Origin of the sequence: Pseudomonas sp. 3HC3 (assembly GCF_044904505.1) — a bacterium.
GTDB lineage: Bacteria > Pseudomonadota > Gammaproteobacteria > Pseudomonadales > Pseudomonadaceae > Aquipseudomonas > Aquipseudomonas putida_Y.
In genome coordinates, this window is record NZ_JADDRH010000021.1 from 68,350 (window position 1) to 92,631 (window position 24,282).

Annotated in this window: 22 protein-coding genes and 1 pseudogene; 12 read left to right on the forward strand and 11 right to left on the reverse strand. The window is 61.5% G+C overall.

The features are described from left to right. Positions 1–170: 170 nt before the first annotated feature. On the forward strand, positions 171–1,418 hold the full coding sequence (locus INQ47_RS21930; protein ID WP_404702580.1) for a hypothetical protein: 1,248 nt from the start codon (positions 171–173) through the stop codon (positions 1,416–1,418). A 348-nt stretch (positions 1,419–1,766) separates the two neighbouring features. Then, positions 1,767–3,290, forward strand: a complete 1,524-nt coding sequence (locus tag INQ47_RS21935; protein WP_003255232.1) for a fumarate hydratase — start codon at positions 1,767–1,769, stop codon at positions 3,288–3,290. A gap of 121 nt (positions 3,291–3,411) precedes the next feature. Here INQ47_RS21935 and INQ47_RS21940 read toward each other — a convergent pair whose 3' ends face one another. Together INQ47_RS21940 and INQ47_RS21945 are read right to left on the reverse strand one after the other, a co-directional pair. Further along, positions 3,412–4,284 (reverse strand): carbon-nitrogen hydrolase family protein, encoded by an 873-nt coding sequence (locus INQ47_RS21940; protein WP_404702581.1) that lies wholly within the window; start codon positions 4,282–4,284, stop codon positions 3,412–3,414. Continuing rightward, positions 4,281–4,871, reverse strand: a complete 591-nt coding sequence (locus tag INQ47_RS21945) for a GNAT family N-acetyltransferase (protein WP_003255235.1) — start codon at positions 4,869–4,871, stop codon at positions 4,281–4,283. Before INQ47_RS21945 ends, INQ47_RS21940 begins: the two co-directional genes overlap by 4 nt. Before the next feature lie 115 nt (positions 4,872–4,986). Here INQ47_RS21945 and INQ47_RS21950 point away from each other — a divergent pair, with 115 nt between their 5' ends. After that, positions 4,987–5,385 (forward strand): nuclear transport factor 2 family protein, encoded by a 399-nt coding sequence (locus INQ47_RS21950; protein WP_021781812.1) that lies wholly within the window; start codon positions 4,987–4,989, stop codon positions 5,383–5,385. Positions 5,386–5,415: 30 nt separating this feature from the next. On the opposite strand, the gene INQ47_RS21955 is transcribed toward INQ47_RS21950, so the two are convergent. The 7 genes from INQ47_RS21955 to INQ47_RS21985 all read right to left on the reverse strand — a co-directional run bounded on the left by INQ47_RS21955 (position 5,416) and on the right by INQ47_RS21985 (position 11,128). Beyond that, positions 5,416–5,994, reverse strand: a complete 579-nt coding sequence (locus INQ47_RS21955; protein WP_252460157.1) for a DJ-1/PfpI family protein — start codon at positions 5,992–5,994, stop codon at positions 5,416–5,418. Between the two features lie 51 nt (positions 5,995–6,045). Beyond that, the gene (locus INQ47_RS21960; RefSeq protein WP_404702582.1) at positions 6,046–7,203 is read right to left on the reverse strand and encodes a phosphatidylserine/phosphatidylglycerophosphate/cardiolipin synthase family protein; all 1,158 of its coding nucleotides are present in this window, start codon (positions 7,201–7,203) and stop codon (positions 6,046–6,048) included. Between the two features lies 1 nt (position 7,204). Then, positions 7,205–7,786, reverse strand: coding sequence for a YceI family protein (locus INQ47_RS21965; RefSeq protein ID WP_176683787.1), 582 nt, complete (start codon positions 7,784–7,786; stop codon positions 7,205–7,207). Between the two features lie 44 nt (positions 7,787–7,830). Beyond that, complete coding sequence (locus tag INQ47_RS21970; protein WP_176683788.1) at positions 7,831–8,127, reverse strand: amidase; 297 nt, start codon at positions 8,125–8,127, stop codon at positions 7,831–7,833. Continuing rightward, entirely contained in the window at positions 8,124–9,203 is a 1,080-nt protein-coding gene (locus tag INQ47_RS21975; RefSeq protein ID WP_176683789.1) for a serine hydrolase, read from the reverse strand. Before INQ47_RS21975 ends, INQ47_RS21970 begins: the two co-directional genes overlap by 4 nt. 108 nt (positions 9,204–9,311) lie before the next feature. After that, entirely contained in the window at positions 9,312–9,872 is a 561-nt protein-coding gene (locus INQ47_RS21980; RefSeq protein WP_003255244.1) for a response regulator transcription factor, read from the reverse strand. Then, a complete protein-coding gene (locus tag INQ47_RS21985; RefSeq protein ID WP_252460151.1) occupies positions 9,872–11,128 on the reverse strand; it encodes an ATP-binding protein in 1,257 nt (418 codons plus the stop codon). Before INQ47_RS21985 ends, INQ47_RS21980 begins: the two co-directional genes overlap by 1 nt. 202 nt (positions 11,129–11,330) lie before the next feature. Between INQ47_RS21985 and INQ47_RS21990 the strand changes: the two genes are divergently transcribed. The 9 genes from INQ47_RS21990 to INQ47_RS22030 all read left to right on the forward strand — a co-directional run bounded on the left by INQ47_RS21990 (position 11,331) and on the right by INQ47_RS22030 (position 23,082). Then, the gene (locus tag INQ47_RS21990; protein WP_021781805.1) at positions 11,331–12,047 is read left to right on the forward strand and encodes an SIMPL domain-containing protein; all 717 of its coding nucleotides are present in this window, start codon (positions 11,331–11,333) and stop codon (positions 12,045–12,047) included. Between the two features lie 388 nt (positions 12,048–12,435). Further along, complete coding sequence (locus tag INQ47_RS21995) at positions 12,436–14,061, forward strand: ABC transporter substrate-binding protein (RefSeq protein ID WP_021781804.1); 1,626 nt, start codon at positions 12,436–12,438, stop codon at positions 14,059–14,061. 145 nt (positions 14,062–14,206) lie between these two features. Further along, positions 14,207–15,799: an ABC transporter substrate-binding protein gene (locus tag INQ47_RS22000; protein WP_404702583.1), complete on the forward strand. Its 1,593-nt coding sequence runs from the start codon at positions 14,207–14,209 to the stop codon at positions 15,797–15,799. 228 nt (positions 15,800–16,027) lie between these two features. Then, positions 16,028–17,407 carry an OprD family porin gene (locus tag INQ47_RS22005; protein ID WP_021781802.1) on the forward strand — a complete coding sequence of 460 codons (1,380 nt, stop codon included), beginning with the start codon at positions 16,028–16,030 and terminating at the stop codon, positions 17,405–17,407. A gap of 78 nt (positions 17,408–17,485) precedes the next feature. After that, on the forward strand, positions 17,486–19,096 hold the full coding sequence (locus INQ47_RS22010; RefSeq protein ID WP_404702584.1) for an ABC transporter substrate-binding protein: 1,611 nt from the start codon (positions 17,486–17,488) through the stop codon (positions 19,094–19,096). Positions 19,097–19,187: 91 nt separating this feature from the next. Next, positions 19,188–20,198, forward strand: coding sequence for an ABC transporter permease subunit (locus tag INQ47_RS22015; RefSeq protein ID WP_021781800.1), 1,011 nt, complete (start codon positions 19,188–19,190; stop codon positions 20,196–20,198). 10 nt (positions 20,199–20,208) lie between these two features. Next, positions 20,209–21,135, forward strand: a complete 927-nt coding sequence (locus INQ47_RS22020; RefSeq protein ID WP_009685150.1) for an ABC transporter permease subunit — start codon at positions 20,209–20,211, stop codon at positions 21,133–21,135. 10 nt (positions 21,136–21,145) lie between these two features. Next, the gene (locus tag INQ47_RS22025; protein ID WP_010952089.1) at positions 21,146–22,114 is read left to right on the forward strand and encodes an ABC transporter ATP-binding protein; all 969 of its coding nucleotides are present in this window, start codon (positions 21,146–21,148) and stop codon (positions 22,112–22,114) included. Then, positions 22,114–23,082 (forward strand): peptide ABC transporter ATP-binding protein, encoded by a 969-nt coding sequence (locus INQ47_RS22030; RefSeq protein ID WP_028697406.1) that lies wholly within the window; start codon positions 22,114–22,116, stop codon positions 23,080–23,082. Before INQ47_RS22025 ends, INQ47_RS22030 begins: the two co-directional genes overlap by 1 nt. 322 nt (positions 23,083–23,404) lie before the next feature. Here the strand turns inward: INQ47_RS22030 and INQ47_RS22035 are convergent, their stop codons facing one another. Then, complete coding sequence (locus tag INQ47_RS22035; protein WP_404702585.1) at positions 23,405–23,821, reverse strand: EamA family transporter; 417 nt, start codon at positions 23,819–23,821, stop codon at positions 23,405–23,407. A gap of 60 nt (positions 23,822–23,881) precedes the next feature. Next, a pseudogene (locus INQ47_RS22040) lies at positions 23,882–24,151 on the reverse strand (EamA family transporter); the annotation flags it as partial. Positions 24,152–24,282: the final 131 nt, after the last annotated feature.

Below are 24,282 nucleotides of genomic sequence, written 5' to 3' on the forward strand. Positions count from 1 at the left end.
TTCTCCAAAACCAGGAACCTGATTGCGGGTTTCATGGCGAATGTACCACAGCGACGGCAGAATTATTTTTTTACAATCAACGAATTGAGTGTCAACTGACAAATTTGACAGTTTAACCTTGATGGCTAACACATCACGCTGGGATCTCCTCAAGCGTGGAGGTACCCATCATGAAATTCACACCTATAAAATCAGAACTATTAGACCCTGGCTATGGCGAACAAGGCATTGCTTATCCAGACCCGAACTTGGTGGCAATAAACGCCTCAACAGTCTCAGCCAAACATGATAAATGGCGCCTGTGCGTGGGTCAGACCCGTATTGGCGATGCGTTGGGTTATGCGCTCATGCGCATAGACCACAACGGGAAATTGGATACTACGTTTGGCAAAGGTGGCTTGGCTACCGGAACCTTCAAAGAGGGCTTCAACTCTTCATCCGCAGGCATTCATCTGCACGGCGAGCACATCATCATCACGGGCACCTGCCGCGACCCATCGACCAACTTGGAGTTGCCGGCGCTGGCTCGTTTCACTGCGAACGGGCAGTTGGACACCCGATTCGGCAGCCATGGACACAAGGTCATCGAACTGCCCCCGCCACCTCCGAAGTCCTCAACAAATCCGACAACGAATCCGGCAGCGGCACCGACCCTCTCCAGCACATCCAGTGCAGACGGAGTTTTTGTCACCTACCAGTACCCCTGGTCACTCAGCGTGCTGATGAAGTTCAACTTCGACGGGAATTACGACACCAGCTTCAATAAGGTTGGATATAAATTCCTGACCCCTCCCCTATGTTCCGAAAGTTCCGGGAGAGTCTGCTTGATCACAGGCAGAAAAATCTATGTCTGCGGCAGCACTACAATCAATGGCGACAGTGGCCCCTACATAGTCTGCTTGAAAGACACTGGTTTGGAAGATGGAGAGTTTGGTGCGAATGGATATTTACTATCGGAGTTCGAGAGCGGCCTGTATTTCCATGATCTGGATACGCTGAATGATGAAGGCAGTATCGTTTGCATCGCCTCGGAGGGCCTGCAAAAAGGCTACCTGACGGCCTTTACGCGCAGCGGCTCGAAAATCCCCGGCTTCGGTGGCGCCACCGATTTTGGTGGTGAGGGCGGGCAGTGGACAAGCGGATACGTCAACCGTTCCTTGGAGAAAATTATCACCACCGGTTCCACGTTAGGCGGTGAAGAAGCTGATGTCGTCGTCGGGCGCTTCAACCTTGACGGAACTCCTGACACAGCATTTGGTGAAAACCGCGGCTGGGGACGCATTGCATTGGGTGACAGCATCGATATTGCCTTGAGATCCAGCGCCGAGGTGACTGGCAAAACCATCATCTGCGGAACCGATTTCGAGTCCGGTCGTGCCCGCGTGGGCTTTTTACTCCGTTGCAACACGGACAGTTGACTCCATCACCTCTGCTACGTTGTAGTGATCAACGGCCGAGTTCACCTTAACCCGTGCACGAACTCGGCCTGTACCATCCATATTCTTCAGTCGGCTCACTCCCTATCACCACTCAGCCTCTTGGATACCTGTCGCCTGCGACGTCACGCTTGGCAGGAAAACCATGCCTGCCCGTTACCGACCATGGTCCAGACCGGCCGCAGGTGTGCCGGGCACGGATGCGCGCTATACTGCCGCGCCTTTTTCCGTCGGCCTGACCTGCCGGCGCCTTGCAAGGCGTTTCGACGTGCTGGTCGGCTATGTCGAGCGTCTTTTTGAATGTTCCCGTCTTTAAGAGGAGCGCGCTGCATGACCGTGATCAAGCAAGACGACCTGATTCAGAGCGTCGCCGACGCCCTGCAATTCATCTCGTACTACCACCCCGTCGATTTCATCCAGGCCATGCACGAGGCCTATCTGCGTGAAGAGTCGCCTGCTGCACGCGATTCCATCGCCCAGATCCTGATCAACTCGCGCATGTGCGCCACCGGCCATCGTCCAATCTGCCAGGACACCGGTATCGTCACCGTGTTCATCCGCGTGGGCATGGACGTGCGCTGGGACGGCGCCACCATGAGCGTCGACGACATGATCAACGAAGGTGTGCGTCGCGCCTACAACCTGCCTGAGAACGTCCTGCGCGCTTCGATCCTGGCCGACCCGGCCGGTGCCCGCAAGAACACCAAGGACAACACCCCGGCAGTGATCCACTACTCCATCGTCCCTGGCGACAAGGTCGAAGTGGATGTTGCAGCCAAGGGCGGCGGCTCGGAAAACAAGTCGAAGATGGCCATGCTCAACCCGTCCGACTCGATCGTCGACTGGGTACTGAAGACCGTGCCGACCATGGGTGCTGGCTGGTGCCCGCCTGGCATGCTCGGCATCGGCATCGGCGGTACCGCCGAGAAGGCCGCGGTCATGGCCAAGGAAGTGTTGATGGAGTCCATCGACATTCACGAACTGAAAGCCCGTGGCCCACAGAACCGCCTGGAAGAAATCCGCCTGGAGCTGTTCGACAAGGTCAACCAGCTGGGCATCGGCGCCCAGGGCTTGGGTGGCCTGACCACCGTGCTCGACGTCAAGATCATGGACTACCCGACCCATGCCGCGTCCTTGCCGGTGTGCATGATCCCCAACTGCGCCGCCACCCGCCATGCCCACTTCGTGCTCGATGGCACCGGCCCGGCAGAACTGGAAGCGCCGTCGCTGGACGCTTACCCGGAAATCGTCTGGGAAGCTGGCCCGAGCGCCCGTCGCGTCAACCTCGACGACATCACCCCAGAAGAAGTGGCCAGCTGGAAGCCGGGTGAAACCATCCTGCTCAACGGCAAGATGCTGACCGGCCGCGATGCCGCGCACAAGCGCATGGTTGAAATGCTCAACCGTGGCGAAGAGCTGCCGGTAGACCTGAAAGGCCGCTTCATCTACTACGTCGGCCCGGTCGACCCGGTGGGTGACGAAGTGGTAGGCCCAGCCGGCCCGACCACTGCTACCCGTATGGACAAGTTTACCCGCCAGATCCTCGAGCAGACTGGTCTGCTGGGCATGATCGGCAAGTCCGAGCGTGGCCCGACCGCCATCGAGGCGATCAAGGACAACAAGGCCGTGTACCTGATGGCTGTTGGCGGCGCTGCCTACCTGGTCGCCCAGGCCATCCGCAAGTCGAAGGTACTGGCCTTCGCCGAGCTGGGCATGGAAGCGATCTACGAGTTCGAGGTCAAGGACATGCCGGTAACCGTCGCTGTGGACAGCAACGGCGAGTCGGTACACATCACTGGCCCTGCCCTGTGGCAGAGCAAGATTGCCGAAAGCCTGGCCGTCGAAGTGAAGTAACCTGATGTAACTGCGGCGGCTGCTTCGCGGGCAAGCCCGCTCCCACAAGTTCAGCGCAAGCCAGAAGGCTACGCGTTTGACTGTGGGAGCGGGCTTGCCCGCGAAGAGGCCGCCACTGTCATCACAGGACTCTCTCGAACTGCTCCGGCCAGTCCCGCCAGGTAAACACCTGCCCTTCCTGCCTCACCCGCCGCACTTCCTCCAGATCTACCTCGCACACCAGCCACTGGCTGCAGTCCGGGTTCAACTGCTCACTCAACGCCAGCACCCCATCCCCTGGCATCCCGTGATCCGGCGGCACGAACAGGCCTGCCCGACCAATATTCTCGTCCAATGCCGGCGACCACGGCGCCACCCCCACCGTAGGGCTCTGCAACACGGCAATCTGGTTCTCCAGGGCGCGCGCCTGGGCGCCAATACGCACCCGATGGTAACCGGCCTCGGTATCGGTACAACTCGGCGCCAGGATCAGGTCGGCACCACACTCGGCCAAGCGACGGGCCAGCATCGGGAACTCGTTGTCGTAGCAGATCAGAATGCCCAAGCGCCCTAGTTCGGTTTCGAACACCTGCAGCCCCTGGCCTGCAGCAATGTCCCACTGCTCGCGCTCGAAGCGGGTCATCATCAGTTTGTCCTGATAACCCAGCACACCTTGGGGGCCGAACAGCCAGGCACGGTTGCGGTAGCGCCCATCATCGTCCAGCACCGGCACACTGCCCGGTTGCAGGTAGATCCCCCAGCGTCGGGCAAGGCTCTCGCACAACGCTTTCCAGGGTTCGATCAGCGGCTGGATGCCGGCAATCGATGCCTTCAGGTCTTCCCGCTGCCCGGCATTCAGCTGGCCGCTCAGCACCAGCCCGGCGTACTCCGGCAACAGCAGCAAGCGTGCCCCCGCCTCCACCGCTTCGGCGCAAAGGCCTTGCAGGTGGTCGGCGTAGGCGTCCCACGTCTCATGCAGCTCGATGGCGTACTGGCAGGCCGCCAGGCGAATCATATCGGCAGTGCCTTGAGCCAGAATGACATCAGCTTGTCAGAGCTTTCCTGCTCGTCCAGGTCGCGCCAGGCGTAGGTGGTGCGCAGCGACGGGTCGTGCAGGAAGCCGCGGTTGCGCCAGAAGCCGTGCAAGGGTTTGTACTCTGCTGGCCGTCGCGGGTGTGCGCCAGGCCGTTCGACCGCGCAGAACGCGCAATAATCGAACTCGGCCAGTTTGTGTGCGTAGGACTCGCGCTCGATGAAGAAGCGAACCCCCAGGCCCTGACCGCGGTATGCCGGCAACACCAGCGACTCACCGAAGTAGTACACACTGGCCGGGTCGCGCCCCTGGGCCAGGAATGGCTGCTGGAATTCGGGCGCGACGTCCACCAGCGGCAGGCCGGTAGAAGCGCCGACCACTTTGCCGTCGTCCAGCGCCAGCACAACCAGGCTGCGCCCGGAGCGGGCATAGTTGGCCAGGTAGTCGGCCTCGTACTCCGGGGTGCCGTCGTAAAGGTAGGGGAACTCGCGGAACACAGTAAGGCGCAGGCGAGCGAGGTCATCGATGTAAGGCGCGATAGCGGCACCGTGCAACAGGCGTATTTCCATGTTTGGCGGTCGTTTTGTCGATGTGGATGACGCGCTCGGCTAAGCCGGGCTTGAGGGGAAACCCTATCATCCGAGTTAGCGACCCGCCTTTTCCCTACACGACAGGAATTGTTCCATGACCGCAACCGAACTGGTAAATGCTTACTACGCCGCCTTCAACGCGGGTGACATGCCAGGCTTTCTGGCGCTGCTCAGCGAAGACGTGATCCACGACATCAACCAGGGCGAGCGTCAGATGGGCAAGGCCAGGTTCGCCGCGTTCATGGAAAAGATGAACCGCTGCTACCGCGAGCGCCTGGCCGACATCGTGGTGATGCAGAACGCCGATGGCAGCCGCGCGGCGGCGGAGTTCACCGTGCATGGCGAATACCTGGTCGATGACGAAGGCTTGCCGGCGGCAAACGGGCAGACCTATGTGCTGCCGGCGGGGGCGTTCTTCTATATTCACTGTGGCAAGATTGCCCGGGTGACCAACTACTACAACCTCAATGACTGGGTTGAGCAGGTTGCCTGAAGCAACCCGCTGCCCACTCAAACAAGCCTGTCAGACAATACGCGTGCCCAGCACTTGAAGGAACGCCGCCAGCCAGGCCGGGTGCGCTGGCCATGCCGGTGCGGTCACCAGGTTGCCATCCACATGCGCCTGGTCCACCGCGATGTCGATGAACGTGCCACCCGCCAGGCGCACTTCTGGCGCACATGCCGGGTACGCGCTGCATTCACGCCCATCCAGCACCCCAGCCGCCGCCAGCAACTGGGCACCATGGCATACCGCTGCAATCGGCTTGCCGGCCTGGTCGAACGCACGCACCAGCTCCAGCACCTTTTCATTCAGGCGCAGGTACTCTGGTGCACGGCCACCTGGAATCAGCAGCGCGTCATAACTCTCGGGCCGCACCCGCACGAAGTCATAATTCAGGGCAAAATTGTGCCCGGGCTTTTCGCTGTAGGTCTGTTCACCCTCGAAGTCATGAATCGCGGTACGCACAGTCTGCCCCGCCAGCTTTTCCGGGCACACCGCATGCACCGTGTGGCCTACCATGCTCAGGGCCTGGAACGGCACCATCGCTTCGTAATCCTCGACGTAGTCGCCCACCAGCATGAGAATTTTCTTCGCCGTCATCTTGCCCACTCCTTCGGTTAACCGTGAATAGTCACTGCACGATAGCCGTTGTCAGTCACGCCGGTCGAGGAAGTTGACCACCAACCGATCGAGCCAGCCCCAGATCCGTTGCTTGACCCTGCGCCACAAAGGGCGCGCATGCCAGTGAGCGAGATCGACTTCTTCGCTCAGGGCGAAGTCGCGCTCGAAGCTGGCCACCACCGCCGCTGTCAACGGCGGGTCCAGCGCCTCGATGTTGGCTTCAAGGTTGAAGCGCAAGTTCCAGTGGTCGAAGTTGCACGAACCGACGCTGACCCAGTCGTCCACCACAGCCATCTTCAGGTGCAGGAAGCACGGCTGGTACTCGAAAATCCGTACGCCCGCGCGTAACAGCCGCGGGTAGTAACGATGCCCGGCGTAGCGTACCGAGGGGTGATCGGTGCGCGGACCGGTCAACAACAGCCGCACGTCCAGGCCCTTGCTGGCGGCCCGACGCAACGAGCGGCGCACGCTCCAGGTCGGCAAGAAGTACGGCGTGGCCAGCCATACCCGTTTCTTGCCGCTGTTCAGTGCCCGTACCAGCGCGTGCAGGATGTCCTGGTGCTGGCGGGCGTCGGCATAAGCGACCCGGCCCATGCCCTGTCCCTGCGCAGGCACCCTGGGCAGACGCGGCAGGCCAAAGCCTTCAGCAGGGCGCCAGGCGGTGCGGCGAGTGTTGGCGTGCCACTGACGGTCGAACAGCAACTGCCAGTCGCTCACCACCGGCCCCTGCATCTGCACCATCACTTCGTGCCATTCGCTGGTCGCCTCACCCGGCTTCCAGAACTCGTCGGTAACGCCCGCCCCCCCCACCACGGCCCAACGTTCGTCCACCAGTAGCAATTTGCGATGATCACGGTACAGGTTACGCAGGCCACGCTTCCAGCGCAGGCGGTTATACCAGCGCAAGTACACGCCAGCGTCCAGCAGGCGCTGACGCAACGCACTGTTGAAGGCCAATGCACCGTAGTCATCGAACAGGCAGCGCACCCGCACGCCACGCCGGGCGGCCTGCTCCAGCGCGTCGACCACCGCCTCGGCACAGGCGCCGGCCTCGACCAGGTACAGTTCCAGGTCAACCTGGAAGTCGGCACGCATGATCGCCAGGAGCATGCGCGGAAAGAACGCGGGGCCGTCGATAAGCAGTTCGAACTGGTTGCCATCCCGCCAGGGGAAGACCGGCCCCGCCATGTCAGCGAGCAGTGAAGATCAGCACCGCGCTAACCGGCACCGACGGGTTGATGGACTTCAACCTGGCAAACTTGCGCAGGCTTTCCAGGCCCGGCATCAAGCCAAAATCTTCGGCGCGCAGCACCAGAGGCTCTAGGGTCACCACCTGGAAGCGCCGCGCATCCAGGCGGGTGGCCAGCAACAAAACATTGTAGCGGTGCGACTGGCCATGCAGGGTGACCGTCAGCGGCAGGCGCAACTCGATCTGTGCACCATCGGCCAGGTCATTGATCGGCTGCAGGTCGATCTGCGTCTTCACTGTGGCCTCGGCGAAGCGCGCGACCTCGAACAGGTTGTCGCGCATTTGCTCGTCACGCAGTGGAATACCGCTGCTCACCGAGTCCATCTCGATCCTCAAACCGGCCACACCCTTGCGGTCGACCGTACCATGCAGCACCAGAAAGCGATGCACTTCGGCGGTATTGCCATTCTTGCCGGTGATGAAGGACAGCCGTGAAGATTCGCCATCCAGGTGCCAATTGGCATGAGCGGGTAGGCACAAAGCAAGTAATAAGGCAGGCAGCAGGCGGGGCAACTTGAACATGACAGATCTCGTGAAACCAGGCCGCCAACCTTACCCGCCTGCATTCATGGCAGCAAGCGGCAGCCCTCACGGGCGCCTTGCCAGGCCGCCTGGCTACGCCGCCCCAGGCCTTCAGCGGTGACTTGCCGCTGCTGGCTGTTTTCCTCCAGCAGGCTCAGTGGCAGCCATTGTTTCACATACCCCAGGCAGTACGCCTCGTCGAAGCCCATGACAAAGCGGCAGGAACAGTATTCCTTGGCCGAGTAGGCCGGGAGGATGCCGGGGAAGTCCGCCAGCGCCTGGCGTTCCTGCCAGGCCCAGTACAGGAGCCCTGCCAGTACCAGCAGCCATAACCGCTTCATGCCCCCTCCCCGGCCAGTGCCGCCAGCACCCGTTTGAGCAGTTCGTCGTGTCGATAGCTGCTGTCGCGGTCATCGGCATAGCGCACGATCACCAGCTTTTGCTCAGGCAGCACATATAACGCCTGCCCCCAGTGGCCAAGGGCGGCGAAGGTGTCTGCCGGTGCACTGGGCCAAGGCCGTTCGGCGCCAGCCAGCGGTTGGTTGAGCCACCAGTGGCCACCAGGGTTGGCCTCGCCAGGCAGCGGCTGGGCCTGGGCAAACGGGGTGCGGTTGAAGGCTACCCAGGCTTTAGGCAGCAATTGTCGGCCCTGCCAGCGCCCGTCGCGCTGCATCAGCAGGCCGATACGGGCCAAATCGCGGGCACTGAGGTACAGATAGGAAGAGCCTACGTAGGTGCCTGCCCGGTCACGCTCCCACACCGCACTGCCGATACCCAACGGGGTGAACAGAGCGTGCCAGGGGTAGTCGGGGTACTGCCCGGCATCGAGCATGCCGCGCAGCGCTGCGGCGAGCAGGTTACTGTCGCCGCTGGAGTAGAGGAATCGCTGACCGGGGCTGGCAGCGATACCCCGCGCTGCCGTATAGGCAGCCATGTCTGCGCGGCCACGGGTATACAGCATGGCCACCACAGAGGATTTCAGCGGTGCATATTCATAGTCTTCCTGCCAGTCGAGGCCACTGGCCCAGTGCAGCAGGTCGGCCACGCGCACGCCGGGGTGGGCGCGCATAGGTGGATAGAAGCGGCTGACCGGGTCTTGCAGCTGGAAGCGGCCTTCGCCCTGGGCCACGCCCATTATCGTGGCCAGTACGCTCTTGCTTACCGACCAGGTCAGGTGCGCGGTGTCGGCACGGGTGGGCGCTGTGTAGCGCTCGTGGAGGATACGACCGTCGCGGATGACCAGCAGAGCGTCGGTGCGGATGCCGTTGCGCTCTGAGGGAGAGCGTGCGGGAAAGGCGTAAGCGTCGACGGCCCGCCAGTCAAGGGAGGCAGGGTCGTTCTGCCACTGCGGGTCAGGCCAGTCCTCAGCCTTGACGCTACCTGCAATCATCGCAAGGAGGACCAACAGTACCTTCATCGTGCTCGCCCTGATTGGGGCTGCCTTGCAGCCCTTCGCGGGCAAGCCCGCTCTCACAGTTGCAGGAGCGGATGCCCCCGCGAACAGGCCAACATCATCAATAGAGCATCAGCGCCGAACCGGCCGCTTCTGCAACTTGCGCTGCAGCGTCCGCCGGTGCATGCCCAGCGCCCGTGCGGTCGCCGAGATGTTGCCTTCATGCTCGTTCAGCACGCGCTGGATGTGTTCCCACTGCAGGCGATCGACCGACATCGGGTTTTCCGGCACCAGGGTATCCAGGTCGGTGTGCTCCGACAGCAGTGCTGCCAACACGTCATCGGCGTCAGCCGGCTTGCACAGGTAGTTGCAGGCACCGCGCTTGACCGCCTCCACTGCGGTGGCAATGCTCGAGTAACCGGTCAGGATCACCACGCGCATTTCCGGGTCCAGTTCCAGCAACTTGGGCAGCAACACCAGGCCGGAATCGCCATCCATTTTAAGGTCCAGCGTGGCGTAGTCAGGCAGGTCCTGCTGGGCCAGAATCAAGCCTTCTTCGGCAGAACTGGCAGTGCTCACACGGAAACCGCGACGGCTCATGGCCCGGGCCATGACCCGGGTGAAGGTGGCATCGTCATCCACCAGCAGCAGGTGCGGCAGCTCTTCGCTTTCGACCTGGTTTTCTTCGCTCATCATTCATCTCCTCGCTTGCCATAGGGCAGGCGCAGTTCGGTCAGGGTGCCACCCTGTTCATGACTATAGAGTTTCACCGAGCCGCCCGCACGGGTCACGCTGGCCTTGCTCAAGAACAGGCCCAGGCCGAAGCCTTTGCCCTTGGTGGTAATAAAAGGTTTGCCAATGGCTTCGGCAATGGCCGGCGGTACACCAGGGCCATGGTCGTGGATACTGATGACGATGTCCTGGGCGTCCCAGTCCAGGCGCACCTCCAGATCATCAGGGCAGGCATCGGCGGCATTGTTCAACAGGTTCAGTAGCGCCTGGGTCAGGTCTGGCGGCGGTGCCAGGCGCGGCACTTTGCCGTCGCGCAGGCGCTGGAAGCGGTAGCTGGCTTCCGGGCGCATCAGGTGCCAGCGGTTGAGCGCCTCGTCCAGCCAGGCAGTCACATCCTGCTCCACGATGGCCAGGCGCCGGTTGGCTTCGGCTGCGCGCACCAACTGTTGCAAGGTCTCTTTGCACAGCTTTACCTGGTCCTGGAGGATCTGCAGGTCCTCCTGCAACAGCGGGTCGGTGTGGTCCTGGCGCATTTCGTTGATCAGCACGCTCATGGTCGCCAGCGGCGTACCCAGCTCATGGGCGGCACCGGCAGCCTGGGTAGCCACTGCCAGCAGTTGCTCGTCGCGCAGGCTCTCTTCACGCCGCTCTGAACGCAGCTGCTCCTGGCGGCGCAGCTCTTCGGCCATGCGCGCGGCAAAGAAGGTGATCACTGCGGCAGCCAAGGCAATGCTCAGCCACATGCCGTAGACCTGCATCTTGTCCCGCGCCATTGGCAGCCCTTCGAGCGGGTAGAACTGCACCAGCAGCAAGCTGTAGGCCGTCAGCGCAATGCCCGACAGGATCAGCGAATACAGCCACGGCAAGGTCACCGCAGCGATCGCCAGCGGCACCAGGTAATACGACACGAACGGGTTGGTCGAGCCGCCGGAGTAATACAGCAAGGCGCTATGGATCAGCAGGTCACAGGCCAGCTGCAGGGCGTATTCCAGTTCGGTGACTGGCAGCGACAGGCGCAGGCGCAGGGCCGTGAAGGCACACAGCAGCGAAGACAAGGCCAAGGTGCCGGCCAGCGACAGCCAGGGCAACGGCAGCAGTTCGGTCCAGTAGGCAACGCCCACCGAGCCGGCCTGGGCAGCCAGGACCAGGACCCGAATAAGGGTCAGGCGCCAGAGGTTCTGGCGGGTAGCGGACAACGGTTGTACGTCGGCGAGCATGAGCTCTCCTGATGAGTGCTCCAGAAAAATCGGCTGGAGTATACCGAAGCCGGGCGCCTCACTGCAGCGATGCGGCAAAGCGCCACACTTTGTCACAGGTTCATGATGGCACTTTTGAACCCACTACACTGTTGCCGGTCCGATGGGCCATGCGTGGAATGGATGTCCAGCCCCCACGCCTTTCAATGCCAAGGAGTATCACATGCAAATCCCACGTCGCGGCGCCGCCCTGATCATGTCTTGTGGCCTGCTCGCCAGCCTGCCGGCACTGGCCGCCGATGAACCACGTTTCAACCAGGTATCGCTGCGGGCCGAAGTCAGCAAGGAAGTGGCGCGCGACCTGATGGTCGTGACCCTGTACAGCGAAGCGCAGAACAGCGACCCGGGCAAGCTCGCCAAGCAGATCACCGAAACCATGAACAAGGCCGTGCAGCAGTCGCGCCAGGTCAAGGACGTGAAGATCAGCCAGGGCAGCCGCAATAGCTACCCGGTGTATGACAGCAAGGGCCAGAAGATCACCGGCTGGCGCGAACGCGCCGAGCTGCGCCTGGAAAGCGCCAACTTCCCGGCCTTGTCCCAGCTTACCGCCGATCTGTTGCAAGAGCTGAAAATGGGCGGCATGGACTTCTCCATCGCCCCGGCCACGCGCAAGGCCAGCGAGGATGCACTGCTCAAGGATGCGGTCGATGCCTTCAAGGCGCGCGCGCAACTGGCCACCGAAGCGCTGGGCGGCAAAGGCTACAAAGTGGTCAGCCTGAACCTCAACAGCAGCGGCTACCCGCGCCCGTACTTGCGTAGCGCGCCGATGGCGATGAAGGCCATGGGGGCTGATGAAGCAGCACCCGCGCCGGATATCGAGGCGGGCACCAGTGAAGTGAGCATGAACGCCGATGGCCTGATCGAAGTGCAGATGCCATAAGGCGTCCATGCATCATCTGTGGGAGCGGGTGGGCTCGCGAACAAGACACTGCGGTGGATGGCACGGGCTTCGCCCGTGTTCGCGGGTAAACCCGCTCCTACAGGTGACCGCATCAATTTCACGATTTTCGGAAGTTTCCTACGCACCACATAGGTGCCTTCCTACATTCCTGCCCATCCGAAATATCGCGCAAAATGCCATCATCGCGCCTACGCAAACGTTTAACTTCGCCAAAAGTTATATCGATGCGACATCCATGTACGGACGTTCCACTTTTCTGGCGCCAACTATCCTCCTACCTGTTGCATTGGGAACAGCCCCTGCATAAGTATCCGCAGGTCGGCTCACGAGGCCACCTCATCCAAAAAATGACAACAATGAGGCCACCATGCTCAAACACGCAGTCATTCCGTTCCTGCTGGGTGCAGGCTTGCTCAGCGGCGCACCGTCGGCCGTTGCCGCATCCAACCTGGTGTTCTGCTCCGAAGGCAGCCCGGCCGGCTTCGATCCGGGGCAGTACACCACCGGGACCGACTTCGACGCCTCGGCAGAGACCGTGTTCAACCGCCTGACCCAGTTCGAGCGCGGCGGCACTGCGGTCATCCCGGGCCTGGCAACCAAATGGGAGGTGTCCGACGACGGCAAGACCTATACCTTCCACCTGCGCGAAGGGGTGAAGTTCCACACCACCGACTACTTCAAGCCCAGCCGCCCGTTCAACGCCGACGACGTGCTGTTCACCTTCAACCGTATGCTCGACAAGGACAACCCGTTTCGCAAGGCGTACCCCACCGAGTTTCCATACTTCACCGACATGGGCATGGACAAGAACATTGCCAAGGTGGAGAAACTTGACGAGCACACGGTGAGGTTCACCCTCAACGAGGTTGACGCCGCGTTCATCCAGAACCTGGCCATGAGCTTTGCCTCGATCCAGTCCGCCGAATACGCCGACCAGCTGCTCAAGAACGGCAAGGCCGCCGACATCAACCAGAAGCCGATCGGCACCGGCCCGTTCGTGTTCAGCAAGTACCAGAAGGACGCGCAGATCCGCTTCAAGGGCAACAAGGACTACTGGAAGCCCGAGGACGTGAAGATCGACAACCTGATCTTTGCCATCACCACCGACGCCTCGGTGCGCATGCAGAAGCTTAAAAAGAACGAGTGCCAGGTCACCCTGTTCCCACGCCCGGCCGACATCGAGCCGCTAAAAGCCGACAAGAACCTGCAAATGCCGCAGCAGGCCGGTTTCAACCTCGGCTACATCGCCTACAACGTGATGGACAAGATCAAGGGCAGCAACGAGGCCAACCCCATGGCCCAGCTGAAAGTCCGACAGGCGCTGGACATGGCCGTGGACAAGAAAAAGATCATCGAGTCGGTGTACCAAGGCGCCGGCCAGTTGGCGGTCAACGCCATGCCGCCCACGCAGTGGTCCTATGACGACAGCATCAAGGACGCCGCCTTCGACCCCGAGAAAGCCAAGCAACTGCTCAAGGAAGCCGGCATCAAGGAAGGCACCGAAATCACCCTGTGGGCCATGCCCGTGCAACGCCCGTACAACCCCAATGCCAAACTGATGGCCGAAATGCTCCAGTCCGACTGGGCCAAGATCGGTATCAAGGCGAAGATCGTCAGTTATGAATGGGGCGAGTACATCAAGCGCTCCAAAGGTGGCGAACAGGGTGCCATGCTGATTGGCTGGAGCGGTGACAATGGTGACCCGGACAACTGGCTGGGTACCCTCTACGGTTGCGATGCCGTCGATGGCAACAACTTCTCCAAGTGGTGCTACAAGCCCTACGACGACCTGATCAAGCAGGCCAAGGCCACGTCCGACCAGGCCAAGCGCACCGAGCTGTACCAGAAGGCGCAGCACATCCTCAAGGAGCAGGTACCGATCACCCCGATCGCCCACTCCACTGTCTACCAACCCATGAGCGCCAAGGTGAAGGACTTCAAGATCAGCCCGTTTGCGCTGAATTCCTTCTACGGCGTAAGCGTGGACAAATAGGCTGACCGTGGCACCCGCTGAGCGGCGGGTGCCCCCCTCCTTGCCACCCTTTCATGTCGTCCTGCAGCTATCCGCTGCGGGGTCGGCTAACTGTTGCCGCCATTCGCACCCCGAGGCGGCGCAAACAGATGAAAAAGGAACTGCCATGCGCTTCGCCAAACGCTTTTCGACCCTGCTGGCCCTGGGCCTGATCAGCCAATCCCCGGCCGTTTTGGCTAACAATCTGGTGTTCTGCTCCGAGGGCAGCCCAGCTGGCTTCGACACCGCTCAGTACACCAGCGCCACCGACAACGACGCCGCCGAACCCATCTACAACCGCCTGGTCGAGTTCGAACGTGGCGGTACCGCCGTGCACCCGGCCCTGGCGACCCGCTGGGAGGTGTCTGACGACGGCCTGCGCTACACCTTCCACCTGCGTGAAGGGGTCAAGTTCCACAGCAACAAGGCCTTCAGCCCGAGCCGCGCGTTCAACGCCGACGATGTGCTGTTCACCTTCAACCGCATGCTCGACAAGGGTCATCGGTTCCGTCAGGCCTACCCTACCGAGTTCCCCTATTTCATCGGCATGGGCCTGGACAAGAACATCGCCCGTGTCGAGAAGATCGACCCGATGACCGTGGTGTTCACCCTGAACACGGTCGATGCCGCGTTCATCCAGAACCTGGCCATGAGCTTCGCCTCCATTCTCTCCGCTGAATACGCCGAGCAGTTACTGGCCAGTGGACGCCCCAGCGACATCAATCAGCAGCCTATCGGTACCGGGCCGTTCGTGTTCCAGCGCTACCAGAAGGATTCGCAGATCCGCTACAAGGGCAACAAGGACTATTGGGCAGCGAACGAAGTGAAGATCGACAACCTGGTGTTCTCGATCAATACCGACCCCTCGGTGCGCATCCAGAAGCTACGCCGCAACGAATGCCAGGTCACCCTGCACCCGCGCCCGGCCGACCTGCCGGCGCTCAAGGCCGACAACACGCTGCAGGTGCTCCAGCAACCAGGCTTCAACCTCGGCTACATCGCCTACAACACCCAGCACCCACCATTCGACCGCCTGGAAGTGCGCCAGGCAATGGACATGGCGGTTAACAAGAAAGCCATCATCCAGGCGGTTTATCAGGACGCCGGCCAACTGGCGGTCAACGCCATGCCGCCGACCCAGTGGTCCTATGACGACAACATCAAGGACGCCCCGTACGCGCCGGAAAAGGCCAGACAGCTGCTGCAACAGGCGGGTGTCAAACCTGGCACCGAGATCACCCTGTGGGCCATGCCGGTGCAGCGCCCGTACAACCCCAATGCCAAGCTGATGGCCGAAATGCTCCAAGCCGACTGGAGCAAACTCGGGTTCAAGGTGCGCATCGTCAGCTACGAATGGGGCGAATACCTCAAACGCATGAAAAACGGTGAGCACGACGTCGCCCTGATCGGCTGGACCGGTGACAACGGCGACCCGGACAACTGGCTGGGCACCCTATACAGCTGCGATGCCATCGGCAGCAACAACTACTCGCAGTGGTGCGACCCGCAGTACGACAGCCTGGTCAAGCAGGGCAAGCAGGTGACCGACCGTACCCAGCGCACCGCCCTCTACCAGCAGGCCCAGCAGCGGCTCAAGCAGCAGGTACCGATTACCCCGGTGGCGCATTCCACAGTGAACCAGCCGCTTAGCGTCAAGGTTTCCCAGTTCAAGGTCAGCCCGTTTGGGCGCAATGATTTTTCCGGTGTGAGTGTTGATTAAGCGTTAGCCAGTACCGGCCTCTTCGCGGGCAAGCCCGCTCCCACAGGATCTCGACAGGTTCGGACACTGCGCCCTACCTGTGGGAGCGGGCTTGCCCGCGAAGAGGCCAGTACGGCCAACACAACACCCCGATTCTGCCCGGTGATCCCGCGGCAACCCTGGCAACACAGCAGCAATCACCCGGCCCACAAGGCCGGCCATAACTAGAAAAGAAAGGGAGCTTTAACCTTGAAAGTATTCACCTTGACCGCACTGGCGTTATCCATCAGTGCCTTTTCCACTGTGGCCCAGGCAGATCCGCAGAGCCAGGACTACCTCCCGCTCACCCTCAAAAGCACCAGCGAGCAAGCGCAAGCCAGCGGCTTCATCGACGGCCAAAGCCTGTCCGGCAGCACCCGCAACTGGTATGCCCGCGAACGCGCCGCACGCGCGCCGCTGTGGAAGTACTACAAGAACGACGGCACCCGCCACGACACCCACAGCCGTGAAAACTGGGTACAGGGCACCATCCTCAACTACAGCTCCGGCTTCACCCAGGGCACCGTGGGCTTCGCCGTCGAGGCCGCCGGCTACAACGCCATCGCCCTGCAGCAGAGCCGCGAAGCCATTGCCGGCCCCAACAACCGCACCCTCACCCACAGCGATGGCGACCCCATCGGCCAGTGGAGCAAACTGGGCCTGGGCAATATCAAGGCGCGTGTGTCGAACACCACCCTTACCCTCGGCCGCCAGTCGGTGGACACGCCGATGATCGCCTACATCGGCAACCGCGCCCTGCCCTCGAGCTTCCAGGGCGCATTCCTGCACAGCGCCGAATTCGACAACCTCAGCATCGACCTGGGTACTTTCGACCGCGTCTCGCCACGTACCGAACAGAGCCTCAGCAAGTTCCGCAGCGAGTACAGTGCCACCGGCGTGGAAACCGACCGTGCCAGCACCGCCGGCATCAACTACCAGCCGTTCAAGAGCCTGAGTACCAGCCTGTACGCCACCAAGGTCGACGACTTCTGGAACCAGTACTACTTCGGCGCCAACCATGTGCTCGGCGACAGCGCAGTGCTCAGCCTGAGCACCGGCCTGAACTACTACAAGACCGTCGACGCCGGCAGCCAGAAAATGGGCAAGATCGACAACGACACCTACAGCCTGTCACTGGGCCTGACCCATCAGGCCCACACCCTCAGCGCCTCCTGGCAGCAGGTCAACGGCAACGAGTACTTTGACTACCTGCACGAAACCAACGGCATCTTCCTGGCCAACTCGCTGCTGTCGGACTTCAACGGCCCCAACGAGAAATCGCTGCAGATTTCCTATGTGCTGAACATGGCGCCCTATGGCGTGCCTGGCTTGAAGTTCAACCTGTACAACGCCCGCGGCTGGGGTATCGACGGCACCCACTACCGTGGCACTGCCTACGACGTGAATGGCCTGGATGGCGAAACCCACTATGAGTGGGGTATCGGCACCAGCTATGCGCTGCAGAGCGGGCCGCTGAAAGACACCAGCATCCGTGCCACCTACACCACCCATCGCGCCAGCAAGGCACAGGGCGATGGCAGCCTGGATGAGTTCCGCGTGGTCACCACCATTCCGTTCAACATCCTTTGAGCGCTGGCGCCACGGCCGGATTCGCTGCCGGCCGTGGCAGCTACGCTGGAATCAATGCCCGCAGGGAGACTTCAACCTATGCAGACAGCTTTCAGAAAAATGCCAGCACTGCGCCTTACCCTGGCCGCGCTGATACTGGGCAGTGCCACGCATCTGGCCGCCAAGCCGCTGGTGGTGTGTACCGAAGCCAGCCCGGAAGGGTTCGACGTTGTTCAGTACACCACTGGGGTCACCTTCGATGCCTCGTCCGAAACCCTGTTCAATCGCCTGGTCGACTTCAAGCCCGGCACCACCGATATCCAGCCGGCCCTGGCCGAGCGCTGGGACATTTCAGCCGACGGCCTGACCTACACGTTTCACCTGCGCCAGGGGGTGAAGTTCCACAGTACCGAGTACTTCACCCCTACCCGTGAATTCAACGCCGACGATGTGCTGTGGAGCCTGCGCCGCCAGCTCGACCCCGCCCACCCATGGCACGACAAGACCAGCGTCGGCTACCCGTATTTCGAAAGCATGGCCTTCAGGCAGCTGCTCAAGTCGGTGGACAAAACCGACGACCACACGGTGGTGATCACCCTCTCCCGCCCGGAAGCGCCGTTCCTGCGGGACATGGCGATGGGGTTCACCTCGATCTACTCCGCCGAATACGGCGACCAGTTGCTCAAGGCCGGCAAGACCGCAGAGCTGAACAGCAAGCCGATCGGCACCGGCCCGTTCATCTTCCAGCGCTACAACAAGGATGCGCAGGTCCGCTTCAAACCTAACCCGGATTACTTTCGCGGCAAGCCGTCAGCCGACGCCCTGATATTCGCCATCGCTACCGATAGCAACGTGCGCCTGCAGAAACTGCGCGCCAACGAGTGCCAGGTGGCGTTGTACCCCAAACCTGAGGACGTGCCGTCGATAAAAGCCGACGCCAACCTCAAGGTCGCAGAGACCGAAGCGTTGGTCACCGGTTATATCGCCATGAATACCCAGCACAAATACCTCAACGACGTGCGTGTACGTAAAGCCATCAACATGGCCTTCGACCGCCAGACCCATGTTGACCAACTGTTTGGCAAAGGCAACGCACTGGTGGGTGTAAACCCTTACCCACCCACCATGATCGGCTACAACACCCACAACCAGAACCCACCGCGCGACCTCGATAAAGCCCGCGCCCTGCTCAGGCAGGCCGGTGTACCCGAGGGCACGGTAATCACCCTGTTCACCCGCAACGGCGGCGGCATGACCAACCCCAACCCGCGCCTGTCCGCCGAAATGCTGCAAGCCGACCTCAAGCAGATCGGCCTGAAGCTGGATATCCGCGTAATGGAATGGGCCGAGATGCTACGCCGCGCCAAGCAGGGCGAAGCCGACCTGGTGTCAACCGGCTGGGCAGGCGACAACGGCGACCCGGACAATTTCCTTGGCCCGCTGCTCAGTTGCGAGGCGGCCAAGAACGGTGAGAACTACGCGCGCTGGTGCAACTCGAAATTCCAGGAGCTGATCACCCGTGCCCGCGAGGTGATCGACAACGACGAGCGCGCAAGGCTCTATAGCGAGGCATTGAAAGTGTACGATGACGACCAACCCTGGATCAGCATGGCCCACCCCAAGGTGTTCACGGCCATGCGTGACAACGTGGAGGGCTACGTGATCAGCCCTCTGACCAACAATAACTTCGCCACGACCAAGGTGAAGTAGAACAACAACGACCGCCGGCACCCCACACGGGGACCGGCGGCACTGCCGTAGCGGGCTGATCGCCCCACGGCCTGATGAGGTAACCCCGACAATGTTGAGTTTTATTGCCCGGCGCCTTGGCCTGCTGATACCGACCTTTTTCGGCATCACCTTGCTGACTTTCGCGCTCATACGCCTGATCCCCGGCGACCCGGTGGAAGTGATGATGGGCGAGCGCAGGGTCGACCCCGAAATGCATGCCCAGGCCATGGAACGCCTGGGCCTGAACAAGCCACTGCCGGTCCAGTACCTGGACTACGTCGGCAAACTTGCCCAGGGTGACCTTGGCGAATCGCTGCGCACCCGCGAAAGCGTGTGGCGCGAGTTCCTCACCCTGTTCCCGGCCACCCTTGAACTGGCCTTCGCCGCCCTGCTGTTCGCCGGCATCGTCGGCCTGCTGGCCGGGGTAATCGCTGCACTCAAGCGCGGTTCATTGTTCGACCACGGTGTCATGGGCATATCACTGGCCGGCTACTCAATGCCGATTTTCTGGTGGGGCCTGATCCTGATCATGTTCTTCTCCGTAAGCCTGGGCTGGACCCCGGTATCCGGGCGTATCAACCTGCTCTACGACATCGAGCCGAAAACCGGCTTCATGCTCATCGATACCCTGCTCAGCGATGAAGAAGGCGCGTTCAAGGACGCAGTGATGCACCTGATCCTGCCGGCCATCGTGCTCGGTACCATCCCGTTGGCAGTGATCGCCCGCATGACCCGCTCGTCGATGCTCGAAGTGCTGCGTGAGGACTACATCCGCACCGCCCGCGCCAAAGGCCTGTCGCCGGCCCGAGTGGTGTTCGTGCATGGCCTGCGCAATGCGCTGATCCCGGTGCTGACCGTGTTCGGCCTGCAGGTCGGCACGCTGCTGGCCGGTGCGGTGCTGACCGAAACCATCTTTTCCTGGCCGGGCATCGGCAAATGGCTGATCGAAGCCATCGGTGCCCGTGACTACCCCGTGGTCCAGAACGGCATCCTGTTGATCGCCTGCCTGGTGATTCTGGTCAACTTCGTCGTGGACATCCTCTACGGCCTGGCCAACCCACGCATCCGTCATCAGCGCTGAGGCCTTTGCCATGACTAGCCCGATTCCAAAATCCGTGTCGCCGGCCAGCCCGGTGGACCAGAGCCTGCTTTACCCCTCCCCGTACAAAGAATTCTGGCAAGCCTTCGCGCGCAACAAGGGCGCGGTAATGGGCCTGGCCTTCATGTGCCTGGTAGTGTTCTGCGCACTGTTCGCGCCTTGGGTCGCCCCACATGACCCGAGCGAGCAGTACCGCGACTTCCTGCTGACCCCGCCGGTGTGGCTGGAAGGCGGCACCTGGCAGTTCATTCTGGGCACCGACGAACTGGGCCGTGATCTGCTTTCGCGGCTGATTCAAGGTGCACGGCTGTCGCTGCTGATCGGCCTGTCGTCAGTGGTGATGTCACTGATCCCGGGCATTCTCCTTGGGCTGCTGGCCGGCTTTTTCCCGCAGTTGCTCGGCCCGTCGATCATGCGCCTGATGGACGTGATGCTGGCCTTACCGTCGCTGTTGCTGGCCGTGGCCATCGTCGCCATCCTCGGCCCTGGCCTGATCAACACCGTGATCGCCATCGCCATCGTCTCGCTGCCCTCTTATGTGCGCCTGACCCGCGCCGCGGTGATGGGTGAACTCAACCGCGACTACGTCACCGCCGCACGCCTGGCCGGTGCCGGCCTGCCACGGCTGATGTTCGTCACCGTGCTGCCCAACTGCATGGCCCCGCTGATCGTGCAGGCCACCCTCAGCTTCTCCTCGGCCATCCTTGACGCCGCCGCACTGGGTTTCCTGGGCCTCGGCGTACAGCCGCCAACCCCCGAGTGGGGCACCATGCTGGCTTCGGCCCGAGACTACATCGAGCGCGCCTGGTGGGTAGTGAGCCTGCCTGGCCTGACCATTCTGCTCAGTGTGCTGGCAATCAACCTGATGGGCGACGGCCTGCGCGATGCGCTGGACCCGAAACTCAAGAACGCCGCCTGAGGAGAACGCCATGTCACTGTTGCAGATCAACAACCTGAACGTGCGCTTCGGCGACGCCAATGCAGTACCGGTGGTAGACGGCCTGGACCTGAAAGTGGACGCTGGCGAGATCCTGGCCATCGTCGGCGAGTCCGGCTCGGGCAAGTCGGTCACCATGATGGCCCTGATGGGCCTGATCGACGCTCCCGGGCGCATCACCGCCGACTCACTGACCTTCGACGGCACTGATATGCTCAAGCTCAGCGGCCGTCAGCGGCGCAAGGTGGTGGGCAAGGACATCGCCATGGTCTTCCAGGACCCGATGACCGCGCTCAACCCCAGCTACACCGTGGGCTTCCAGATCGAGGAAGTGCTGCGCCAGCACTTAGGCCTTAAGGGCAAGGCTGCCCGCCAGCGTGCTCTGGAGCTCTTGAAGAAGGTCGAGATCCCGGCCGCAGAAAGCCGCCTGGACGCTTACCCGCACCAGCTGTCAGGCGGCATGAGCCAACGTGTGGCGATTGCCATGGCCATTGCCGGCGAGCCCAAGCTGCTGATCGCCGACGAACCGACCACGGCCCTCGACGTGACCATCCAGGCACAGATCATGGAACTGCTGGTCAACCTGCAGAAGGAGCGCAACATGGCGCTCATCCTGATCACCCACGACCTCGCCGTGGTTGCCGAAACCGCCAGGCGGGTGTGCGTGATGTACGCCGGCCAAGCCGTGGAAGTCGGCCAGGTGCCAGAACTGTTCGATGTGCCCGCCCACCCTTACAGCGAAGCCCTGCTCGCCGCGATCCCCGAGCACAGCATTGGCGCCGAGCGCCTGGCCACACTGCCTGGCATCGTCCCCGGCCGCTACGACCGCCCGGTCGGCTGCCTGCTGTCACCACGCTGCCCCTATGTACAGGACAATTGCCGGCGCCAGCGCCCGCCCCTCGACCCACAGGCCCACAGCCTGGTGCGTTGCTTCTACCCGCTAAATCAGGAGGTGGCGTGATGGCCGTCGTACTTACCGCACGGGAGCTGACCCGGCATTACGAAGTGTCCCGCGGGCTGTTCAAGGGCCACGCGCTGGTGCGCGCGCTCAATGGCGTGTCGTTCGAACTGGAGGCCGGCAAGACCCTGGCCGTGGTCGGCGAGTCCGGCTGTGGCAAGTCGACCCTGGCCCGCGCCCTGACCCTGATCGAAGAGCCTTCGTCCGGCTCGCTGCAAATAGCCGGCACCGAGGTGAAGGGCGCCAGCAAAGCAGAGCGCAAGCAACTGCGCCGCGATGTGCAGATGGTGTTCCAGAGCCCCTATGCCTCGCTCAACCCACGGCAGAAGATCGGCGACCAACTGGCCGAACCGCTGTTGATCAACACTTCGCTGAGCAAGGCCGAGCGCCGCGACAAGGTGCAGAAGATGATGGAGCAGGTCGGCCTGCGCCCCGAGCACTATCAGCGCTACCCGCACATGTTTTCCGGCGGCCAGCGCCAGCGCATTGCCCTGGCACGGGCGATGATGCTGCAGCCGAAAGTGCTGGTGGCGGACGAGCCAACCTCGGCGCTGGACGTGTCGATTCAGGCGCAGGTGCTGAACTTGTTCATGGATCTGCAGAAGGAGTTCAACACCGCCTACGTGTTCATCTCGCACAACCTGGCGGTGGTACGGCATGTGGCGGATCAGGTACTGGTGATGTACCTGGGGCGGCCGGCGGAGATGGGGCCGAAGGAGGACATCTACGCGAAGCCGCTGCACCCGTATACCCAGGCGTTGCTGTCGGCGACACCGGCGATTCATCCAGACCCGTTGAAGCCGAAGATTCGCATCGCCGGAGAGCTGCCCAACCCGCTGAACCCGCCGGATGGGTGTGCATTCCACAAACGCTGCCCGCATGCGACCGAGCGGTGTGCCAAGGAGGTGCCGGCGCTGAGGCAGGTGAGTACGCGGCAGGTGGCTTGTCACTATGCCGAGCAGTTTCTTTAACTGTTAGAAAACTGGGCAGCCCTCAATGCGAAAAACAGCAGTTTGCTGCGCTGCCCAGTCACGCTTCCTGACCACCGCTCACTTAGCAGGGCTAATAGTGGAGGACTGAGCATGCGTTTCAGCGCCGAGCATCTGAGGATGCGGCGGGAGGAGCGCAGCTGAAGTGCCAAGGCTTTTTGATTGTGGAGCTGAATCCATTTGTGGACGAGGATAGATTTGACAGTCCATTAATATGATGACTCATATCTACAGGCCCACGGCGAAGAAATACGCCATTGGCACATTCCCCCAAAAATCTACAATTTATATACCGAAGAAAATGTCACCCATACAGGTGCAGCAGCAAAGCCCCTGACAACACTAGGCTAACACCACCGATCTGGATAACTGATAGCCGCTCGCGAAAAAAGAAGTACCCCAGGATCGCGGCGATACCACCCGATAACGTGCTGATGACGGTGACAACGGACACCGAGCCATTTAGAGCCCCCCAAGAAAACGCAGAAAACCCTCCCAAGTTGAAAAGACTGGCCCCGCACAGTGAGCCATAGGTCTTCAGCATTATTGTCGTATGGTCCCGCAGGAACCTGACGGCTTCACGGATCAAGAACATGACCCCCACCGCATACCCTAGCGCCAGCATGTTCACCGGCCCCAGCGCCGGCAAGGTAAACTTCCCCTGAATCCAGAAGCTGATGCCGTAAAGCATGGCCGCCAACAAAGCAAACCACACAGACATCACACTGGTAACCTTACGATCGAAACCACCACCATTATCGCTGCGGCAGGCCAACAGAACGCCGAAAAAGCAGACAAGGATACCGACCACCTCCCAAGCGGAGAGGGCGTCACCACCCAGCCATGCCAACAGCGTTGTAAAAACACCATACGAAGTGACCAGGGGCGCCACGATTGCTGTCTTGCCAATAGCGAAAGCTTTTGAAAGCGCCAGCGCTCCTACTACGGTGCATAGAGAGGCGACGATTCCTAACCCTATCGTGAGCCAGGGCGCAGAAGTAAATTTTTGCCACTGATCGGCTGAAGTGGCAATAATGATTGCCATCAATAAAAGCCCTAGTGTGGTGTTTCACAAATACCGCCGAGAATCTGAGCTAGGCTCTGTAGAAGCCAACTCTCCAAGGGCATCGACATGGGCCGGCCAGCAACCGTCATTACCCTTTCCGAAACTGAAAAGTCGGA

Excerpts from the sequence above, each read along its gene's own strand:
- INQ47_RS21930 (WP_404702580.1), top strand. The coding sequence starts at position 171 with ATGAAATTCACACCTATAAAATCAGAACTATTAGACCCTGGCTATGGC.
- INQ47_RS21935 (WP_003255232.1), top strand. The coding sequence starts at position 1,767 with ATGACCGTGATCAAGCAAGACGACCTGATTCAGAGCGTCGCCGACGCC.
- INQ47_RS21940 (WP_404702581.1), bottom strand. The coding sequence starts at position 4,284 with ATGATTCGCCTGGCGGCCTGCCAGTACGCCATCGAGCTGCATGAGACG.
- INQ47_RS21945 (WP_003255235.1), bottom strand. The coding sequence starts at position 4,871 with ATGGAAATACGCCTGTTGCACGGTGCCGCTATCGCGCCTTACATCGAT.
- INQ47_RS21950 (WP_021781812.1), top strand. The coding sequence starts at position 4,987 with ATGACCGCAACCGAACTGGTAAATGCTTACTACGCCGCCTTCAACGCG.
- INQ47_RS21955 (WP_252460157.1), bottom strand. The coding sequence starts at position 5,994 with ATGACGGCGAAGAAAATTCTCATGCTGGTGGGCGACTACGTCGAGGAT.
- INQ47_RS21960 (WP_404702582.1), bottom strand. The coding sequence starts at position 7,203 with ATGGCGGGGCCGGTCTTCCCCTGGCGGGATGGCAACCAGTTCGAACTG.
- INQ47_RS21965 (WP_176683787.1), bottom strand. The coding sequence starts at position 7,786 with ATGTTCAAGTTGCCCCGCCTGCTGCCTGCCTTATTACTTGCTTTGTGC.
- INQ47_RS21970 (WP_176683788.1), bottom strand. The coding sequence starts at position 8,127 with ATGAAGCGGTTATGGCTGCTGGTACTGGCAGGGCTCCTGTACTGGGCC.
- INQ47_RS21975 (WP_176683789.1), bottom strand. The coding sequence starts at position 9,203 with ATGAAGGTACTGTTGGTCCTCCTTGCGATGATTGCAGGTAGCGTCAAG.
- INQ47_RS21980 (WP_003255244.1), bottom strand. The coding sequence starts at position 9,872 with ATGAGCGAAGAAAACCAGGTCGAAAGCGAAGAGCTGCCGCACCTGCTG.
- INQ47_RS21985 (WP_252460151.1), bottom strand. The coding sequence starts at position 11,128 with ATGCTCGCCGACGTACAACCGTTGTCCGCTACCCGCCAGAACCTCTGG.
- INQ47_RS21990 (WP_021781805.1), top strand. The coding sequence starts at position 11,331 with ATGCAAATCCCACGTCGCGGCGCCGCCCTGATCATGTCTTGTGGCCTG.
- INQ47_RS21995 (WP_021781804.1), top strand. The coding sequence starts at position 12,436 with ATGCTCAAACACGCAGTCATTCCGTTCCTGCTGGGTGCAGGCTTGCTC.
- INQ47_RS22000 (WP_404702583.1), top strand. The coding sequence starts at position 14,207 with ATGCGCTTCGCCAAACGCTTTTCGACCCTGCTGGCCCTGGGCCTGATC.
- INQ47_RS22010 (WP_404702584.1), top strand. The coding sequence starts at position 17,486 with ATGCAGACAGCTTTCAGAAAAATGCCAGCACTGCGCCTTACCCTGGCC.
- INQ47_RS22015 (WP_021781800.1), top strand. The coding sequence starts at position 19,188 with ATGTTGAGTTTTATTGCCCGGCGCCTTGGCCTGCTGATACCGACCTTT.
- INQ47_RS22020 (WP_009685150.1), top strand. The coding sequence starts at position 20,209 with ATGACTAGCCCGATTCCAAAATCCGTGTCGCCGGCCAGCCCGGTGGAC.
- INQ47_RS22025 (WP_010952089.1), top strand. The coding sequence starts at position 21,146 with ATGTCACTGTTGCAGATCAACAACCTGAACGTGCGCTTCGGCGACGCC.
- INQ47_RS22030 (WP_028697406.1), top strand. The coding sequence starts at position 22,114 with ATGGCCGTCGTACTTACCGCACGGGAGCTGACCCGGCATTACGAAGTG.
- INQ47_RS22035 (WP_404702585.1), bottom strand. The coding sequence starts at position 23,821 with ATGTCTGTGTGGTTTGCTTTGTTGGCGGCCATGCTTTACGGCATCAGC.